This is a genomic window from Microcoleus sp. BM001215392, from assembly GCF_036700185.1.
GTDB lineage: Bacteria > Cyanobacteriota > Cyanobacteriia > Cyanobacteriales > Microcoleaceae > Microcoleus.
Map to the genome: position 1 here is coordinate 7,138 of NZ_JAUBOJ010000009.1, position 19,837 is coordinate 26,974.

The window sequence follows — 19,837 nt, forward strand, 5'->3', positions numbered from 1 at the left end:
AACAGCGGGCCGAACAAGAACAACAGCGGGCCGAACAAGAACAACAGCGGGCCGAACAAGAACAACAGCGGGCCGATCGACTTGCGGCATATTTAAGAAGTCAGGGTATCGATCCCGATGCAATTTGAAGCGGTGAGACGATCGATCTTAACTCTCAATCAAAAATTCAGAATCTCCAAAAAATTAATTGCAACACAACAATCAAAACCAATGACGGAAAAATCATTACCAGAAATAAAACTAATCCCGTTCGAGTACAACGTAACTTGGGAAAAAATGCCAGAGGATTTCAACTTACCAGAGGATCCTGTGGAAAACATCGACCAACCGCTGTTAGTAGCAGCCCTTAGAGAATCCTTGGAAATCGCAGGATTTATCCAACCTTCAATGCTGATAGCTTCCAATTTTGGATTGTGCGCCAAAGTCAACAACAAAATAATTGTAAAAGCACCAGATTGGGTGTACGTTCCCTCAGTATTGCCTCCAGAACCGGGAGAAATTCGTCGCAGTTATACTCCCAATGCACAGGGAGAATTACCGGCAATAGTGATGGAATTTATATATGAGGATGATGACGAGACTGGGTATTCTGTGAAACCGACATATCCTTACGGAAAGTGGCGGTTTTATGAGCAAATTTTGCAGGTTCCGCTGTATGTTATTTTTGACCCGCGATCGGGAGAATTGGACATATACCGCTTGGTTGCTGGAAAGTACGAAATGCAAGAAGAACCCGATACCGATCGCCGATTTTGGATAGAATCAATGGGATTATTTCTGGGGGTTTGGGAAGGAGAAAAATCTCAGAGAAGGGGTTATTGGTTGCGCTGGTGGGATGAGAATGGCAATTTGTTGCTGTGGGGTGCAGAACAAGTGGAACAGGAACGCCAGCGGGCCGATGAGGAACGCCAGCGGGCCGATCGCCTAATGGCATACTTGATAAGTCAGGGTATCGATCCTGATGCCATTTGAAGGTCGATCGATTTTCGATTAGAAATAAAGGAGAGCCATGACTGCAACAACATTAGAAGAAAAATTAGATCGACCGTTGCTATTTCCAGGGTTAAGCTGGGAACAATTCAAAACCTTAGAACCGATGCTGGATATTCCCGGAGTTCGGCTGTCATTTTTAGATGGGATACTGGAGATTCAGAGAATGCCTGGAAGAAAACACGAAATAGGGAAAGAACGAATTGGTGCTTTACTGGAAACATATTTGCTGAAAGCAGGAGTCGATTTCACTCCAACGGGTTCGTTGACTTTAGAAAATGAATCGGAACGAGTGAAGTGTGAAGCAGACAAATCTTACGAATTGGGTGCTGATAGAGAACGTCCAGATTTAGCGATCGAAGTAGTCGTCACTAGCGGCGGAATTGATAAGCTAGAGGCTTACAAACGCCTGCAAATCCCCGAAGTCTGGTTTTGGGAAAACAGCCGACTGTCTCTGTATGCTCTGGGAGAGGCAGGATACGAACAGATTGCGAGTTCTCAATTGCTCCCAGAACTCGATATTTCTTTACTCGTCAGGTGTGTTAATATGCCGAGTCATGTAGAAGCAATTAAGGAATTCAAAAGGGCGATCGATCTCAATTCTTAGTCAAAAATATTGAGCGTATGTGGCATCATTGAAGAATTGGTAAGCTGTTGCGGAATTAAAATTTAATTTTTTGGGGCCGGCTCGCGCGTCCACCCCACTCGTTGTTTCCAGAAACAGGATTGTTAAAATTAGATGCGCGCCAGCTTAACACCAGAAAAGTTTATAATAGAGCTACAACTCACAGGAAGCACGACCATGACAACAGTCGTTACCACCCTCAAAACTTCTGAAATCATATACCCTAGCGCTGATGGAGAACCAGTGGCAGAAACTTACGACCATCTCTACGCAATTTTAACCACTTTAGAAGTCTTAAAACAATACCTCACAAACCGTCGAGCTACTGTTTTAGCAAACCAATATTTGTACTACGCTCAAGGATTCCCAAAACTGCGCGTAGCACCTGATGTAATGGTGATTTTTGATGTAGAACCGGGTGGCAGGGATAATTACAAAATCTGGGAAGAAGGTCAAGTGCCGAAGGCGATTTTTGAAATGACATCACCGGGTACAAAGTCGGAAGATATAATTAATAAAAAAGACTTGTACGAGGGGATAGAAGTTCAGGAATATTGGTTGTTTGACCCTAGAGGTGAATGGATTCCCGAACAATTGCGCGGGTATCGACTGGGAGAAGATGGGTATGAATTAATTAGAGATAGTCGCAGCGATGTATTGCAATTGCGACTAGAAATAGAAGGAAAACTGATTGGATTTTATCGGGAAGATAATGGGGAGAAATTATTGATTCCCGATGAATTGGCTTCAGCTTTGCAAGCGGAACGGCAACGGGCAGAAGCTGAACGGCAACGGGCAGAAGCTGAAAGTCAACGGGCAGAAGCTGAAAGTCAACGGGCAGAAGCTGAAAGTCAACGTGCGAATGAACTCGAATCTTTGCTAGCTAGTTATCGATCGCAATTTGGAGAATTACCACAGGATAATGGCTAAAGATGGAGGGGTGCGATCGCACTTTACCGAGGCGATCGCACTCTTAGTTCTGAGGTAACATCATTACACTTCAGTGTATTCCTTGCTTTTTTGAGACTCTAACCAACGTTGATAAGCTTCTTTGTCGCCTCTAAAGGAATCGATAGAAACTTGACGTTCTGGCATGGGTTTGAGCGGAGCATCAATGGGCGAATATTGGCAATAGCAGATTACTACCATATCAAATTCACCGATCGGAATATCGGGAGTATAAGTTTCAACTCGCGCCACTTCCCAATCGCTGGTGCGGTAATGAGTGCTGTAACCGTGTCTATCTGGATCGTGTTCTGCTTCTACGCGAACAAACTCTGGGGGACGATAGCCAACTTCAGGAATTTCGTCATTAGAAGAGTCAAAGTGTTCGGCTAAAATCTTGGTTAGGCATTGGGTGTGTTCAAGCTTGCGTTTTTCCCAACCAGGTTGGCGCTTGTCTGCTCTAAAGACAATCCATTTACGCATCTTCATCCTCCTTGCTTTCTAGTTCTTTGTACCAGTCTGGAAACTCCGTTTGACCTTTAAAAACACAATCAACTTTGAAAAATTGGCCGTCAATTTTCTCAACCTCAATTAGTTTCCAACCATATTTTTGTTCCATCTCTTCACAACAATCTGGATCTGCTGCTGCGTGTCGAGACTTGTCTTCATCTGGATCGTAGCGCAACCATCGTGGATTTTTTGGCATAATTGATATTGCTCCCTGTGTTGGTTTGACAACCTTGGAGAAGTCGTCTGGATGCAGTATTTCCGTTACTGCGTCCGGGCGCGTATTTGTATAATTATAGGATAATTCAGTCCTGGACACACTCCGACCAAAGCACTGATTGTTACAAGCTCGGCCTGCTTCTGAACCAGACAATTGGTTGAAGTTGCTTGACAATTATCATTTAATATGGTTTGTAGTTTTCAGCGAAAATTTTAAATGGCGAAGGGCGATCGTTTTGCGATCGAACTTGGGCAATCTATAAATAGGTACGAGTGCGAGTGCCTGGAAAACAGCGACGCCAAGAGTTAGCAATGGAAAGTATACAGAAAAAATCTAGTGATAGTGGGGTTCGTAAGGGCGATAGAATTAAGCAGATTTTTGCGTTTGTATCGATGGCTGGTTTTGCTGGTTCTACGATTTTTGGTATGGTGAGCCTGTTCAGCAGCGGTTTGAGCAGCCAGCACCGACAAAAACCCGTGGCTGCTGTTGTGGTTTCTCAGGAGTCTCTGCTGGCGGCCCAGGAACGCGAATATCAGACGGTTTTGCAGCGGGAACCTCAGAATCAGACTGCTCTTGAGGGGTTGGCAAATGTGCGGTTGGAGATGAATAATAAGCTGGGGGCGATCGAGCCTTTGGAGAAGTTGGTGAAGCTAAATCCCGATCGGGCTGATTATAAACAGCTTTTGGGGCAGGCTAAGGGGAAGAAGTAGGGTGAGGGGATGATAAGGGGCGATCTCCTCTAATATTTTCTCATAAAAGTATCTAAAAATCTCGATAAATTTTTCATATAGTAAATCAATCAATATGATTAAACATATATTGTTATCTACAGACGATCCAGGAGTAGGGGGTGCGGCACAATGCAATCACTCCCTTTTATGCGGATTAGTAAAATTAGGTTATCAAATCACCTGCATACAACCCCAAGCATCTAATCTTTTAATCACTTCTCAACAACAGTTAGGTATTCAGCACATATGGCTAGAAAATTACACAGTTGATTTTTTCAAGCAAACGTTAAACAACCTATTATATCTACCGGATCTCATCATTTGCAGTAACTCCTGTCCCTTTTCAAATTTGGCAGCAAAGCAAGCTGCCATCCAACTAGAGATTCCCTATATCATTATTGAGCATCTGGTTGAGCCTCATCTAGCAGAGCAATTCCCTCAGGCCTACTTAGCTCAGCTATCGCATCACTACGCTCTAGCTAAGTCAGTCATTGCAGTTTCCCATGATAATTTAGGTTTATTGCACCAGCTCTTCAAGCTTCCTAAATATCAAGGAAAGGTTATTTATAACGGCAGACCTTCACAATATTTTACACCTCGCAATTTCTCAGATCGCGATCGCCTGCGACAAGAGTTTAGTATACCCTTAGATGCTGTAGTTTGCTTCACAGCCGCTCGCATAGAAGAGCGCAAAGGATATCAGTATCAATTAGAAGCGATTAGGCAGCTTGTACCAAGGCCAGTATGGTCTAAAATTTACTTTGTATGGGCCGGCGGTGGGATTTTTGAACCGCAGCTAGAACAGGAACTCAAAAAATCAGTTCAGCAGCTAGAAATAACTGATAAAGTTAAGTTTTTAGGACAAATATCAAATATTTCAGAGTGGCTGGATGCTGCTGATATTTTCGTTTTTACTTCCAAATTAGAGGGAATGCCATTATGTGTTATGGAAGCAATGGCAAAGGCATTACCAGTAATTGCCACAGGCGTCAGTGGCATACCAGAAGAATTGGGCAATACTGGTAAATTACTCCCTGACCCGAAAATAGATTCGCAAGCCACAATCAGAGAATTAGTTACAACTATTGAAGACTGGGTGGTCAATCCAGATTTACGTCAGTCTATTGGTTTGGCTTGCCAACAGCGAGCCGAACAAATGTTTAGAGAAGAACGAATGATTCAAGAAACAGTAAAAGTGATTGAAGGTGCTATGTTACCATTCCGAGATTATGTATCGCCTGGGTTTGATATCGTACAGCCTGACAATTGTTTCCCAAACATGATAGTAGGGGATGCTACGGTTCAACCTTGGGTTTACCTGCGTCGGGAAATACCCCATAACTGGTACGTAGACCAGCGACAAGCAACAGTAGGTTTTCTAAGTCGAGATGAGGCTCATATTCTTTACAATACTGCTCTTAAATTTAAGGGTAAAAAAGCTTTAGAGATTGGCTGCTGGTTGGGTTGGTCAGCTTGTCATTTAGCACTAGCAGGAGTACAGTTAGATGTAGTTGATCCTTTATTGTCGCTCCCAGATTTCTATGAAAGTGTCACCAATTCTTTGACAGCGGCTGGAATTGTTGATTCAGTTAATTTGGTCGCTGGTTGCAGTCCTCAAAAAGTAGATGAGTTAGCAGCTCAATTTCAACGCAAGTGGTCGCTGATTTTTATCGATGGCAATCACGAATCACCAGGCCCCCTTGAGGATGCGATATCCTGCGAACAATTAGCAGAAGCAGACGCTTTGATTTTATTTCACGATTTAGCTTCCCCTGATGTAGCTCAAGGCTTGGACTACTTAAGGGACAAGGGATGGCAAACTTTAGTTTACCAAACTATGCAAATTATGGGAGTGGCGTGGCGGGGGAATATTGAACCAGTTAAACATCAGCCAGATTCCAAAATCAATTGGAAATTACCAAAACATTTGCACCACTACTCTGTCAGCGGTTTATCACAAGATTCACCTAGTGATGAATTTATTGAAATTATTAACGCCGTTCGACCTTACACCCTACTGAGTGAAGCGCGACTATTTTCACTTTACTCGCTGGCTAAACAAGTTTGTTTGAACGATATTCCAGGAAATTTTGTTGAGTGTGGAACTTGTAAAGGAGGGGCGGCAGCACTTTTAGCAGTTGTTATTCAACGCTACAGCTTGCGCCCGAGACTTCTATACGCCTTTGATACTTTTGAAGGAATGCCAGATCCTACAGAAGTCGATCGCCACAACGGAATTCCAGCAAATGAAACAGGCTGGGGTGCAGGTACTTTAAAAGCTCCTATTCTTGAAAATTTGGACAAAATCTGTGAATTATTGCAAGTTAAAGATATTGTTGTACCTGTTCAGGGCTTATTTGCTCAGACACTCCCTGAATACAAGTCAGACATAGGCAGGATTGCTTTTCTACACGCCGATGGAGACTGGTATGAATCAACAATGGATATATTCCAGATTCTTTACGATGTTGTTGTACCTAATGGTTTTATACAGGTCGATGATTACGGACATTGGGAAGGTTGCAAGAAAGCAGTACATGACTTTGAACAACTGCGATGTGAGTCATTTTCACTGACAACTATTGATAGCACAGGAGTGTGGTTTCAAAAAAATCAAAAGCCTCAACACCTATCTCCAGTAATTATAATTGACGGTGTATTTTTCCAGCTATTCGATACAGGAATTGCTCGCGTCTGGAAATCTTTACTGCAAGAATGGACAAAAACAGATTTCGCTCAACATATTATTATCCTCGATCGCGGCGGCACTGCGCCAAAAATATCAGGTTATCAGTATCGCCTAATTCCACCTTATCTATCTGACTCTGGCGATCCGTCTGCCGATCGCGAAATGCTCGAGCAAATTTGCATCGCAGAAGAGGCAAGCTTGTTCATTTCCACATATTACACAACTCCCATCTCAACTCCCTCTGTATTCATGGCTTATGACATGGTTCCCGAAGTGATGGCATGGGATATGAACCGCCCACTTTGGCAAGATAAACATCATGCAATTAGACACGCTTCTAGTTATCTGGCTATTTCAGATAACACAGCAAATGATTTAGTAAGATTTTTCCCTGAAATTTCTAGAGAGTCGATCGAGGTTGCTCATTGTGGAGTAGAAAGTATATTCACTCAGGCAAATAATCAAGAAATCAATGAATTCAAGAATAACTATGGTCTTGTCAAGCCGTATTTTCTGCTGGTGGGTTTGAGAGGCGGTTACAAAAATGGAATCTTATTTTTTCAGGCATTTACTAAACTAGAAAATAAAGATAATTTTTCCATAGTATGTGTAGGAGGCGGAGACGAATTAGAAGAGGAGTTTGCAGCTTATGTTTCGGAAACGAATGTCCACCTATTACCGCATATTGATGATGCAGAATTAAGAGTGGCTTATTCTGGGGCTACGGCTTTAGTTTATCCCTCCAAATATGAGGGTTTTGGTCTGCCGATTCTGGAAGCAATGGCCTGCGGTTGTCCAGTGATTACTTGTCCGCTGGCATCGATACCTGAAGTGGGAAAAGATGCTGTACTCTATGTTAATGATGATGTTGATGAGATGGCGATCGCACTTCGCGACATCCAAATTCCTGATGTACGAGAATCGCTGATTGCTGCTGGTTTAGAGCAAGCAAGCAAGTTTTCTTGGTCGCAAATGGCCGAAACAGTGAGTTCAGTTTTGATTGAAGCGACGCTATTGCCTCTACAACTGAGTGAGTTAAACTTAATTGTTTTCCCTGATTGGGAGCAATCAGAAAATACTCTTTATTCAGAACTATCAAGTGCGATCGTGGGGGTTTTGACCCATCCAGAAAAAAACCGCATAACTCTCTTGATAGATACGAGTAATCTCAGAGAAAACTCCGAAATAGATGCTAACTTAATCGTCTCTGATATTGTGATGAATTTACTCATGCAACAAGAATTAGATGGCGTAGAGGAGTCAGAAATTACCCTGATCGGAAAGCTCAGCGCCATCCAGTGGAAAGCTTTATTACCCTGTATTAACTATCGAGTTGTCTTAGAAAACGAAAATCAACAAGCAGTTTTACTAGCTGGTGCAGGAAACCTTCCGGTTTGGGAAGATAATCCCATCGCCAGTTTATGAATTATCTTGAACTGCCATTTCATACAAAACCGATTCTAGTCGATCCATTGTACGAGTTCTACTTAATTCAGACAAAGCTCGTTGTTGCCCCCGTCGAGTAATAACTTCCCACTCCTCAGGATTCATAAGCAGGAAAGATAAATTATCTGCCAAATCTAAAGGATTCTCTGACTCAAAGATTAGCCCAGTTTCACCATGCTCTACAGCTTCCGGCGAACCTCCTGTGTTACTAGCAACTATCGTCAACCCGCCAACCATCGCTTCGATTAAGCCAATGCTGAAAGGTTCTTGAAATCGAGATGGTAAAACCCAGACATTATGTGTGCGGTATAATTCCTTGAGCTCTTCTCTCGACAAAAGTCCTACAAAACGAATTTTTTCTTGCAATCCTTCTAACTCAACAAATTTTTCAAGTGCTTCTACAAATTGAGGATTTAAGGAGCCTCCCGCAATTGTTGCGGTAAAATCAACACCCGCCTCGTGAAGCAAATAAAGAGCCTCGATAAAAACATCTACTCCTTTATAGTGCATTACTAAACTAGCATAGGCGATGCGTAGTTGTTCGCGGGGCGGTAGTTCTGATTGATAGAAGTCCTCAACATCAGCACCAGGATAAATAGTCTGAGCATTTTCAATCGCATACCCTTGTTGTTGTAAAATATCTTTTATATAATTACTAACAGTAATATAACGATATGAACCAGTAGGGGGTGTCAATGCTGATGGGTATCCCGGGTGACCGTTCATCACATAATGGGCAATGGGTACACCATTATTCAGTATTTTTTCTAAAACTGTCGAACCCAAGAAATCCATATTGCCCGCTAAGCAAATATTGGGTTTAAAGGATTGGAGCTCCTGCTCTAAAATTTGATAATTATCTACAGCTATAGCTGCCACTACCGCCGACGAAAAATCTTGGGGGCCTTGGTCAGTCCAAGTTCCCCACAAAGATAAACTGCGATGAACCATCATCGGCTCCGACTCAATTTTTGTATAGCTTGTAGTTAACCCTTCGACATTGGCCGTTAGTACCAGCACTGTATGACCGCGATGATACAAGAGTCTGGCATAATCTGCGATCGCCCGCTCGTACCCCCCGACGACCTGAGGCGGAAAGAGGTTATTAACAACCAAAATTCTCAGTTTGTCCAAAATGCCAATCCTCCCTCATGGAAATCACGCTAGTCAAAGTTTATTATTTAATATGGTTGCGACTTACGCAAGGCCCGTAGGGGATAATAATCACCAAGCCCATCTAGCTAAGATGATGCCTAAATAGATTGCTGGGAAACTCGCCTAAGTCCTGCCTCGGCAGATGTAGGAAAATTTTGGTATAATATGAAAACTACGAACAGCATTGCGGAAGTATATCCGCAAAATTAAGTAAAAAAATCTCCTGGCTAGCCTTCCTGATAGAATGGTATTGGATAATGATTGAGAGACGAGCGATGTTTGAGTGCAAGTCAAAACTGTTCCTTTGTGCCAACGCCATAAGTTCTCCAATAATCCAGTTGAACATTAGCAACCAAATCACTTTTAAACTAAGGAAATTGCCTTACTATGGATTTTCAAAAATTTATTGAACACTTGCCCAATCTTTACGATAACTGGAACCTTCCACGTGTGCGCCCAAAGTCTCAGAAATTTAGACAGGTATTAGACCAAGTGGAAGGAATGACAACCGCTAACATTATGCAGTTGCTAAACTTTGCCGTAGAATGTATGGAGCCAGGGGAAGTCTATTGTGAGATTGGTACTTTGCGGGGCGCTACTTTAATTGGTGCGCTTCTTGACCATCCAAATAGTATGGCTTACGCTGTAGATGATTTTTCGGAATTTGATGATTTTGGGGAAAATATAGATAAATTGAGTGAAAATTTATCGCTATTTAATTTAGAGGATAATATAAATTTTTGTCATCAAAATTTTGAAGATTTTTTTAGAGAATTATCAGCACTCAACCTGGAGGATACAATAGGCGTTTTTTTCTATGATGCCGATATTAGTTATCGCTCTCAGCTCTTAGCTTTACTATTAGTAAAACCTTTTTTATCAAGCCAAGCCATATTAATTTTAACAGATACTCATGAGAAGGAGACTCAGCAAGCTATATTAGATTTTATAGCCAGCCATCCTCAATGTAAGCTAGAACTTTATTTAGACACCCCAAATAATTTTTGTCAAAGTTTTGGGCAGGGAATATTTATTCTGAGCTGGAATATAAATAAGATTAGTATAATCCATAAAACTGTGGAACATTTTGAGGTTAAAAGTCTCAAAAATAACCTCAAAAATCCTCAAGCGAACACTCGCGACAAAGCCCTAAATTTTCTTTTTAAAGACGCTGCCCTATTAACTCACAGTCAACGATATACTGAAGCTGAGCAACAGTATAAAACTTTTTTGCTTTACAAAGGCAATCATGCCCATGCTTGGATGAATTTGGGAATTATTTACTACTTAACAAAAAAATATCAACAAGCACTTTCTGCCCTATCGAAATCTAGGGAACTTGACCCATCAAACTCCGCTCTCTATTATAACTTTGGCTTAGTTTTTGAAACAATTTCAAATTATCAGCAAGCAATAGATGCTTATCGGCAAGCGATCGTGCTAAATCCCCAACATATTGATGCCTACAACAATCTCGGTAATATTTTACTGCAAACTGGACAGGTACAGGAATCTGAAGCAGTTTATCGTCAGGCAATTAAAGAAAGTCCCAATAATTTTAGCAGCCACCAAAATTTAGGGAATGCGCTGATGGCTACTCAGCAATGGGATAAAGCGATCGAAACTTATGAAAAAGCTCTCGATCTAAAGCCTCGCGATCCAGATATTATGAACAATCTGGCTTTAGCTCATGAAGCTAGAGGCGAACGGGCTTTATCCTTGAGTTACTTAGCTTATTCTTGCTACCGTCAAAGGCATTTTGAAGAAGCAGTTAGATATTTTAAACAGGTATTAGAAATTAATCAAGGCGTAGAGCCTGCTGATTATCTTGCCCTTGGCGATTGTTTAAGTGAATTGAATCAGGAAGAAGAAAGTCTAAGCATTCTTAACGAGGGTCTCAAGCGTTATCCAGACGTAGCTGGCTTGTATTTTGCAGCAATTTCATTGCTCCAGACAAGCGGTCGCACTCAAGAAGCGATCGCTGTTGCCAGTCAAGCAGTTATTATACACCCAGATAATTTGCTATTTTATTTCCTAAATAAACTATTATTGCCGATATGTTATGATACTCCTGAAGAAATAACCTTTTACCGCCAGCAATATATCCAAGGCCTGCAAGATGTAATTCAACGCACTAATTTAGATAGTTTTGAAGCCAAAAAAAGCGCTTTGGCTGCCGTCAGGAAGTATACTACAATTTTTTACTTATCTTTTCAAGATTATAACAACCGAGACTTGCATAAACAGTATGGCGATTTTCTTCATAAAGTCGTGTCGGCTAACTATCGGTCATTGGTAGCTCCAAGACGGATGCCACCTGTTGGAGAACATGGCAAAATCCGTATAGGTTATCTATCTGAACAGCTTGGTAACTCAAGTGCAGCTAAATGGATGTTAGGCTGGCTGCAAGAGAGCAACAAAGATAAGTTTGAAATTTATTGCTACCGGACAAGCTCTTATTTGGATAGCGATAGCACTACTCAAAAAATTAGGACGCTCACCGATTTTTTCTACGATCTACCTGACAACTTAGAAGCCATAAGTGAGCAGATAATTAAAGACCAGTTGCACATCTTAGTCTTTTTAGCAATCGGTCTGCACCCACATACAACCCAATTAGCATCACTGTGTTTAGCTCCCATTCAATGTGCTGCCTGGGGGCACCCCGTTACGACTGGACTGCCAACCATTGATTACTTTTTGTCCGGAAACTTACTAGAACCGGAAAATGCTCAAGAACACTATACTGAACACCTAGTTCGCTTGCCTAATCTGGGAATTTCCTATCCCAAGCCCTTGATTCGAGAAATAACTAAAACTCGGGCTGATTTTCAACTTGCTGATGATGCAGTTATTTATCTCTCTTGTCAATCTGGTTTTAAATATCTACCGCAGTACGACTACCTGTTTGTGGAAATTGCTCGCTATGTTCCGAAAGCTCAGTTTGTATTTGTCTTTAGATCCAAAATTTTTCTTAATTCAAGTAAAACTGTAGAAAATAAATTCCGCCAGCGCTTACACAAAGCCTTTACAGCCGCACAATTGAATAGCGAAGATTATTGTGTATTTTTGCCTGCTCAAAACTGGGATGGCTACACCAGCCTTCTATTAAATTCAGATGTATTTCTAGATACTCTAAGCTTTTCTGGCGGTCACACTAGCTTCGATGCAGTTGCCTGCAATTTACCGATTGTCACCTGTCCCGGACAATTCATGCGGGGGCGCCAATCCTATGGAATTCTCAAAATGCTAGGCGTAACTGATACCATTGCTCAAAATGAAGCTGAATATATTGAGATTGCCGTCAGGTTAGGATTAGACCCCGAATGGCGGCGAGAGATTTCCCACCAGATGAATGAGCGTCATGCTGATCTGTTTGAAGACAAAACTTGTGTTAAGGCTCTAGAGCAATTCTACGAACAAGTTGTGCAAGAAAGGCTAAAGCAACAAGAAAGTACAACGTTAACCTTGCCAAATATCTCAGCAACAAAGACTGTACTCCATGTTGGGTGCGGGCCTGAGACCCCAGGTAATTTACCTGAAACTTTCTGCACCGAGGAATGGCAAGAACTGCGACTAGATATCGACCCTGCTGTGAGGCCAGATATCATCGGCTCAATCACAGAGATGAGTGCTGTACCTAACGAGTCAGTTGATGCTGTATACTCATCCCACAACCTCGAGCATATTTATCATTATCAAGTGCCGATCGCATTAGCAGAATTTAAGCGCGTGTTAAAGCTGGGTGGTTTTGCTTTGATTGTTGTGCCAGATATGCAGGTGGCAGCAGAGTATGTGGCTCGTGGTGACATGGAAAAAACACCTTTGTATATTTCTCCTGCAGGCCCAGTACCAGCAATTATGATGTTCTACGGTCTGGGTACATTGATTCCCGATGAGCCCTACATGGCTCATCGCACAGGCTTTACAGCCGAGAGTATTGGAGACAAAATGCAGGAAGCAGGTTTCCGCGACCTACAGGTATGCCGAGAAAATTTCAATATTGTCGTCGTAGGGTACAAATAGCAAGTGTTTAAAACCCAGCAGGGATTGACTGGTCAATGTTGACCTTCAACGTACCTCTGCCACATTTGCTCGTAGGCTTTCTCTATCTCGCGAGCAAACTGCTTGCCATTCCACAGAGGAGATGTTTGCCGCGACTGTCGCAATCTCCCAGATACCACGTGTCGCAGAGTTGGATCTTTTCCGAAGCGCACCCCCCACTCCACATACTCTTCGTCAGTCCAAGCAATCCCCTCCTCCACCCCAACATTCATCATCATCGTATAGCTATTACGCGCTGCAAATTGTTCGCCGACTCGCGTGACTAAAGGAATGCACATCCAGAGGGTTTCTAAAGTTGTTGTCGCACCATTATAGGGATAAGTATCGAGTACCACATCCGCAATCCCTAAATTCGCTCGGTGAGTTGATTCTAAGGGGTCTTGCGGTAAAAAGCGCAGGCGCGAACAGTCCACACCCTCTTCCTCCCCCAACTCGATAAAAAAGCGTTTAACTGCTTCCTCATCGGCGCCCCCTTTAATCAAAAAATAACTATTTGGTACTTGTGCAATAATCTTGAGCTGTAGCCGCGCCGTATGGGGATGGCGCTTGTACCCAGTCTGAGAGCTAAGATATACAACGGCATCGCCAGGAATATTCAAATCCTCCCGACGCCAAGTCGGTGTATCCGCCTCAAAACCATCCACACCTATATAAGTTTGAGGCAAACGCCAGATTTTTTCACTGTAATAATCTTGGGCAGACTCCGGTAGAACGTAGGGATCGGCAATAAAATAATCAACAGCCGGCAATCCGCAAGCATCCCAACCAAGCCAAGTCACTTGAATCGGCGCGGGTTTAAGCCCTAATACTTCACAACTTACATCTAAGGTAAGGCTGTCGAGATCGATCAAAATATCAACCTCATCCTGATAAATTTTTTCAGCCATTTCCACGCCGGAAATCCCCCCTTTGTGAGATTGGTCAAATAACTCAAGATACCATTCTTTTAACGGGTCTAACCCTTTTACATAAGCCATGAAATAGCCGTTAATTTGAAAGCGATCGCGGTCATGATACTGAATCAGCCAGCGTGCCAGCCAGCCCACAGAATGCCTGCCCAAACAATGAGAAACATAGCCAATCTTCAAACGCTTACCAGACTCACTTGAGCTTTTCCGAGCTAAGTGTCCTTTTCGGAAACGCTCGGCCCGATCTTTAGCATAGACTTGAATATTAGCTTGGCAGAGCTGAGCAACTTGGTTGTGAATTTGTCTATTAGTTTCTGCCCGATCCTGAATGTATGGAAAAAAGAAAGTTGTGCAAAACAGATTTTGAGTTCTAACTGAATCAAGGGAAAGCGACTGTTGAGCTACCAGTAACCCAAGCTGTGCTTGGTGTCTCTCGATCACCTCACCAACCTCTTCCCAATATCCCGTCGCACCCAAAAGCCCTCGAAGAATCTTGTGATTCCCATAAACTTTATCTGGCAATTCCTCTGCCAACGAATAGCACAATTTAGCAACTTCTATGCCTTTATCATATTGCCGAGAACTTTGATAAACAGTAGCCAAATGGTGCATAATCGCCAACCGCTGTAAAATATCCAGCTTTTCAGGATCTAAACGGGCGCAGGCCTCAACAAAGCGAGCTGCTAGTTGCGGCAATACTGCCCCAATTTCAAGAGCTGCTTGAAAAACTGTTTGCAAAAAAATGTGAGGCTCATAGGCATAAGCCACACAGGCTTCCGCTAATTCCAGGGATGACGGGTGCAGGGGAGCGCGATCTAAAACACTCTTCAAAACTTCCATTAATAGCAGAAAATCTACTTCAATCGGTGGCTCTGACTTGAGAATTTCAATCACGCCTAAAGAATTTAGTTGGTCTCCTGTGTAATTTTCAAGTAAGATGGAAAGCCCAATCAAATGCAAGAGGTTATTAATGTCAGTTGGGTTGATTTCTCTTATATGCTGGCGGATTGCCCAAGCCACTGAATAGTCTTCGAGATTTGCTTGCCGCTCGGCTTCTGTTTGCAGCACTTGAATCAATTCCACTGTCTCGATCTCTACTTCTTCCAGCTCTCCATCTGCCATGCCTAACAGCCAAGTCGTTTGAGCTTCTAGTTCTTGCCCTTGCAACAGCAACATCAACCCCAAATACCAGTAGTAAGACTTGATTTCGGGTTCGGCTTCGATTGCCTGTTCATAAAGATTCCCAGCCTGACCGTAATTTTTTTGGAGCAAGTATTTATGAGCTTGTTGCTGCCAATCGACCGACAGAGTGGATATAGAGTTATCAATCATAAAAGTAAAAATTTGATGAGAAAGCATAAAGAGATTGAGCAGCGCAAGTAGACGCTATCCAATCTCTTAAAAATTTTAGGTTAGGCAAACAAAAAACCTGAATGAGACGATGCCTTTCCTACTTCTTGACTTCCTCGCTATCTCCTGTACAGCTTACAGCCGCCGGGTTAGTAACAGCACCCAGTGCGCTCTGAGTAGTAGCCTTAGTCACGCACAATACTGCCACAGTAGTTGATTCGCTCGTAGCTGTATTTCCAGATAGAACTACGCTGCCTGTATAGGCTCTGAGTGCCGTGACGATTGGTATTGCTTGATTCCCTGCATACTGGTTTGTCTGGCTGACGATGGTATAAGTGAAATTACTTGTTTGAGTCTTGATGCCAAGTCCAAGTAAATTTATATCAGAGATGAACCCACCCACTTCCGCGACTTTAGCTTGCTGTGCCCGGTTCATCGAACCCGCGTACTGCTTGGCTTCTGACTCCTTAGCTTTGTTGGCTTGGTTGAGGAAGGAAGGCAAAGCGATAGCAGAAAGAATCCCGATAATGATAATAACGACCAGCAGTTCAATCAGCGTGAAACCCTTATCCTGCTTTCTCTTCTGTAGGTGTTGCAGGAACTTTGCTTTAAATTCAGTCTTCATGAGTTGTTTCTCCTAGAGGGGCGGGATGCTTGATTTCTAACTTCTAAAAGTAACTTACCCATTTGCGCTAGTTTTCATATCATCCGCCACCATTTTTTTATTTCCTCAACTATAGCGCTCCAAAAACACGTAAAGAAAGGCTTCTAGCCTACTCAACAGTTCAGTGACTTCTTCAAAAGCTGTATCTGGGCTAACAGCCTCCAGAGTAGCGGGCTGCACCGGTCTGAGCTTGAGCCAGCGTTCTGCCAAGGAGAGGGCAGAAGCAGATCCCTCCCACAAAGGTAGCAGACAAGCTGCCTTCATACTCTCGATCGCCAGCGGAACTGTTGTGGGCAAAGGTACATAACGGCTAATGGTGAAAGGTTTTTGGTTAGCAATGCAGTCGAGCAGGTCTTCTTTTGCCTGAGGAGTCCTTAGCTGAGGATGCAGGTGTACCTGTGCTTGCTGCCAGTCCGCCACATCCCATTCCGAAACAGGTAGAAATGAGTGAGCCTGGTTGCTGTGACCGCACCAAAAATCAATCAAACGGTGGACGGGATGTAATAGTTCAAACAAGTGAAGCCGCTCTTCCACAGAAATTTCTGGGAGGCTCATGGCTAGAAATGCAGGCAAGTTATCTGTATCTTTGAACAGTTCGAGTAATTCCCAGTGCCGCCAAGCCACCATGCTGACGAGTTCTAAATCTGTAGCTCTCAAGGCTGCAAACACTTCAGGAATGGTATAGCCTTTGTCCCCTTGTAATAAATAATTCATTAGCACCCGCTCTTCCTGTTGTTCAAGATCGGGACCCCAAGCTACTCGCTTCAGTATGACTTCATCTTTCAAAGCTTTCATCGTTTCTCTGGTTAAATCAATCTCTAATTCGCCCGGATTTCCATCCATTAAACCCATTATTTTAAACATCTTTTGAGCTCTAAAATAGCTGGCTCGCTGAAATAAACTGTGGAGATTGGTACGGATAATGCCCTCGGGTTTCAGCACTGATTTCATTGCTTGCAAACCCCCAACAGGATCTGGCAATAGATAAAGAACCTCGTCATTGTTTATATAGTCAAACTGTAGACCTAAGCCTGGTAGTTCTTCTATCGGCATAGCATAAAATTCTGCATTTTTAAAGCCGTGATATTCCAATCGTTGGCGGGCTAACTTAACTGATTCTTCTGATAGATCAATTCCCACGATTCTCGACCCTGGATTTGCTTCTGCCAAGACCAAGGCTTTGTACCCACTACCACAGCCGGCATCCAAAATAACTTTTCCTTGAGTTTCTATTAGTTTTTGATTCCTTAAATAGTAAGGCGTGACTAAGTTATGAATATAAAGCAACTCATACTGATCCTTAGGAGATTCTTCGAGTGGAGTTCTGGGGTAACAAACAGTATCGAATTGCTGACGAATTTTTTCTATTCCCTCAACATATTTATCTTTCATGCTGAAATTATCCTGATGCTGACTTGAGGGTGGTAGATCAATTTTCTCTAGTTCTGTAGCGAGTTCGGCAATATTCTCTGACAGAGGATACATATGCTGGTACTGAAGGATTTGTTTGCCTATCAAAGCCAAACGCCCTTCAAAATTAGGAGTAACGGATGGGTCAAGTAAGGGAGTTTTATAAGGCTCAACATCACACCTTTGAAATTCAAAAGCTAAGCTGATGCGCGGATGAGGCGCTCTTTCGCTGCTGCGGCCTCCCCAGTGCAATACTGCGTGATTCCAACACAAAACAGAACCCGCAGTTGCGGGCAATGCACGAATGTCTTGAAAGTTGATACTTTCCTTTTTTTCACCTTTTTTGATGTTACCATAATTGGCATCAAAAGGAGCTGGCAGGATGTACATACATCCATTGAGTGGGATGGCATCGCTGAGGGGAATCCAGATGGTTACACACTTGGGCATTCCGTCTGGTAAAAGAGTATTTTCGGTGTTGTCGCGGTGTGGCTGCCATCCTTTTTCGGCATTAGTAGTGTCGATGTACCAACTCCAAAAAGCGGGCAACTGTTGATACTCCTCACCGAGGATAGCTGATAATATTTGCGACAACCGAGAAAAAGTATGCCAAAACTCATCGTAAATGAAGGCGAATGGCACAGGCCAGCCTGACTCTCGCAGTTTTTCTATGCCAGCAGCCATCCGCGAAATCTCTGCTTCAGACAAAAATGAATCGAGTTGAAAGTAGCCTTCTTTTTTGAGATTGAACAACAGTTTGTCGATGTGTTCTTGCTCAATTGAAAGAACACTTCCAGATACTGAAGTAACATCTTCACTTACGGTTAGCTGCGGATTCAGATTTTTCCAATATTCGGGATTTTGAGCTTGCTCTAAAAGATTTTTGAGGCTAATCATCGGTTTTGGCTGTGTCTCCGGTGAGTTGACGACTGATAATTTATCACTTTTTCCGGTAGGATGCTTTACCAGTTTGAACGATCGCGAGCAAATAGGTCTGATCTTGCGGAGTTAGGTTAATGTAGGAAATCTCATTGATGCGAATCTACCTTTAAAATAAAGCTTACCCAAAATTATCATAAATATTATCAGCACTCCCGGCACGATCGATCGCACTTTTCCCCAAACCCCACACTCAACAAGACCACAGCTTTGCCATAATAGTTAAGGTCAAAGTTTCCCGCCCCGCGCCAAACCGGATTATACAACCAACCAGCACATCAATGAACACCAACTCAAAGTATTCACCGGGCCGCCCTTTCCCTGGCCATCAAGTACGCAGGGCCTAGCTTATCCATCCCCTCCACCAACTTCAACGCCCCGATCGCCCGCCGTGTTTCCCCCAGCCCGATCGTAGCAGCTATCCTCGGCTGGCGGGCATCGCAACAGCCAAGATACGAGATGGAGGGCGATCGTCCGTACCACGGTTTGCTACTTTGCTCTCAATCGAGCCCCTCTCCTAAGATTCGATCCAGAAAACCAGAAACTGAAACAATCTTAGTATTGCCCAAAGTTTCTACCTCAGTAAAATCTCGATCGCCAGTTATTAAAAAATCTGCATTACCAGCCAAAGCACAAGCAAGAAATTTAGCATCTTTCCTATCTCTAGGAAAATCCACCTCAACCTCCACCTCGATCGACTGCGTTACCGTATCAAAAATCTCCCACCACTCTTCTATCACTTCCTGGCTTAGCTTAAACTTGGGACGTAACAAAACATCCTTATATTCTGCTAGAATTTCTAGTGATACCAGCCACTTCCAGTCCGGGCGATCGATGATTGACTGAATCGCTCTTTTGGGCATCCCTCCCCTCAAGATCGCAGATACTAAAATATTAGTATCAACAACAATCTTCATTCGCCTCTCCGGTAAGATTCAATCTCCATTGTAATCTCCTCCTCTGTAATTTCTTGAACGTCTGGTATAGCTTGCGTTTTATCAAATAAGTTCTTTACTTTACGAGCAATGATTCGGCGACTATTTTGCTCAGATAAAAGCCTTAACGCTTCTCTCAGCACCGCTTCTACATTTTCATATTTTCCCGTGTCTAACTCAGATTGGATCAACTGTTCTAATTCTGGGTTTAAAACAACATTCATCGTCACTTTCCTGTTAAAAACTGTAATGTGCCGC

Annotated in this window: 15 protein-coding genes and 1 pseudogene; 6 read left to right on the top strand and 10 right to left on the bottom strand. The window is 42.9% G+C overall.

The annotated features are described in order from the left end of the window. The first annotated feature begins 210 nt into the window (after positions 1–210). The 3 genes from QT974_RS02085 (at position 211) to QT974_RS02095 (ending at position 2,545) form a co-directional block, all read left to right on the top strand. A complete protein-coding gene (locus QT974_RS02085) occupies positions 211–972 on the top strand; it encodes a Uma2 family endonuclease (protein ID WP_333466870.1) in 762 nt (253 codons plus the stop codon). Positions 973–1,009: 37 nt separating this feature from the next. Beyond that, positions 1,010–1,597 (top strand): Uma2 family endonuclease, encoded by a 588-nt coding sequence (locus QT974_RS02090; RefSeq protein WP_333466871.1) that lies wholly within the window; start codon positions 1,010–1,012, stop codon positions 1,595–1,597. A gap of 195 nt (positions 1,598–1,792) precedes the next feature. After that, positions 1,793–2,545 (top strand): Uma2 family endonuclease, encoded by a 753-nt coding sequence (locus QT974_RS02095; protein WP_333466872.1) that lies wholly within the window; start codon positions 1,793–1,795, stop codon positions 2,543–2,545. A gap of 63 nt (positions 2,546–2,608) precedes the next feature. On the opposite strand, the gene QT974_RS02100 is transcribed toward QT974_RS02095, so the two are convergent. After that, a complete protein-coding gene (locus QT974_RS02100; protein WP_333466873.1) occupies positions 2,609–3,043 on the bottom strand; it encodes a hypothetical protein in 435 nt (144 codons plus the stop codon). After that, positions 3,036–3,266 carry a hypothetical protein gene (locus QT974_RS02105; RefSeq protein ID WP_333466874.1) on the bottom strand — a complete coding sequence of 77 codons (231 nt, stop codon included), beginning with the start codon at positions 3,264–3,266 and terminating at the stop codon, positions 3,036–3,038. The genes QT974_RS02100 and QT974_RS02105 overlap by 8 nt, the downstream gene beginning before the upstream one ends. A 332-nt stretch (positions 3,267–3,598) precedes the next feature. On the opposite strand from QT974_RS02105, the gene QT974_RS02110 reads away from it, so the two are divergent. Together QT974_RS02110 and QT974_RS02115 are read left to right on the top strand one after the other, a co-directional pair. Beyond that, positions 3,599–3,997 (top strand): tetratricopeptide repeat protein, encoded by a 399-nt coding sequence (locus QT974_RS02110; RefSeq protein WP_333466875.1) that lies wholly within the window; start codon positions 3,599–3,601, stop codon positions 3,995–3,997. Between the two features lie 94 nt (positions 3,998–4,091). Continuing rightward, a complete protein-coding gene (locus QT974_RS02115; protein WP_333466876.1) occupies positions 4,092–8,132 on the top strand; it encodes a glycosyltransferase in 4,041 nt (1,346 codons plus the stop codon). Here QT974_RS02115 and QT974_RS02120 read toward each other — a convergent pair. Then, positions 8,127–9,287 carry a glycosyltransferase family 4 protein gene (locus QT974_RS02120; protein WP_333466877.1) on the bottom strand — a complete coding sequence of 387 codons (1,161 nt, stop codon included), beginning with the start codon at positions 9,285–9,287 and terminating at the stop codon, positions 8,127–8,129. The two genes, QT974_RS02115 and QT974_RS02120, sit on opposite strands and share 6 nt — an antisense overlap. Positions 9,288–9,809: 522 nt before the next feature. Between QT974_RS02120 and QT974_RS02125 the strand changes: the two genes are divergently transcribed. Further along, entirely contained in the window at positions 9,810–13,334 is a 3,525-nt protein-coding gene (locus tag QT974_RS02125; RefSeq protein ID WP_333466878.1) for a tetratricopeptide repeat protein, read from the top strand. A 32-nt stretch (positions 13,335–13,366) separates the two neighbouring features. On the opposite strand, the gene QT974_RS02130 is transcribed toward QT974_RS02125, so the two are convergent. The 7 genes and pseudogenes from QT974_RS02130 to QT974_RS02160 all read right to left on the bottom strand — a co-directional run bounded on the left by QT974_RS02130 (position 13,367) and on the right by QT974_RS02160 (position 19,803). Next, complete coding sequence (locus QT974_RS02130; protein WP_333466879.1) at positions 13,367–15,613, bottom strand: O-linked N-acetylglucosamine transferase, SPINDLY family protein; 2,247 nt, start codon at positions 15,611–15,613, stop codon at positions 13,367–13,369. A 118-nt stretch (positions 15,614–15,731) separates the two neighbouring features. Then, positions 15,732–16,256, bottom strand: coding sequence for a type IV pilin-like G/H family protein (locus QT974_RS02135; RefSeq protein ID WP_333466880.1), 525 nt, complete (start codon positions 16,254–16,256; stop codon positions 15,732–15,734). A 105-nt stretch (positions 16,257–16,361) separates the two neighbouring features. After that, the gene (locus tag QT974_RS02140; protein ID WP_333466907.1) at positions 16,362–17,687 is read right to left on the bottom strand and encodes a methyltransferase domain-containing protein; all 1,326 of its coding nucleotides are present in this window, start codon (positions 17,685–17,687) and stop codon (positions 16,362–16,364) included. A 264-nt stretch (positions 17,688–17,951) separates the two neighbouring features. Further along, positions 17,952–18,602, bottom strand: a pseudogene (locus QT974_RS02145) (phytanoyl-CoA dioxygenase family protein); the annotation flags it as partial. 390 nt (positions 18,603–18,992) lie between these two features. After that, complete coding sequence (locus QT974_RS02150; protein WP_333466881.1) at positions 18,993–19,127, bottom strand: hypothetical protein; 135 nt, start codon at positions 19,125–19,127, stop codon at positions 18,993–18,995. A 17-nt stretch (positions 19,128–19,144) separates the two neighbouring features. Further along, positions 19,145–19,561, bottom strand: a complete 417-nt coding sequence (locus QT974_RS02155; protein ID WP_333466882.1) for a putative toxin-antitoxin system toxin component, PIN family — start codon at positions 19,559–19,561, stop codon at positions 19,145–19,147. Then, positions 19,558–19,803 (bottom strand): ribbon-helix-helix domain-containing protein, encoded by a 246-nt coding sequence (locus QT974_RS02160; RefSeq protein WP_333466883.1) that lies wholly within the window; start codon positions 19,801–19,803, stop codon positions 19,558–19,560. Before QT974_RS02160 ends, QT974_RS02155 begins: the two co-directional genes overlap by 4 nt. Between the last annotated feature and the right edge of the window lie 34 nt (positions 19,804–19,837).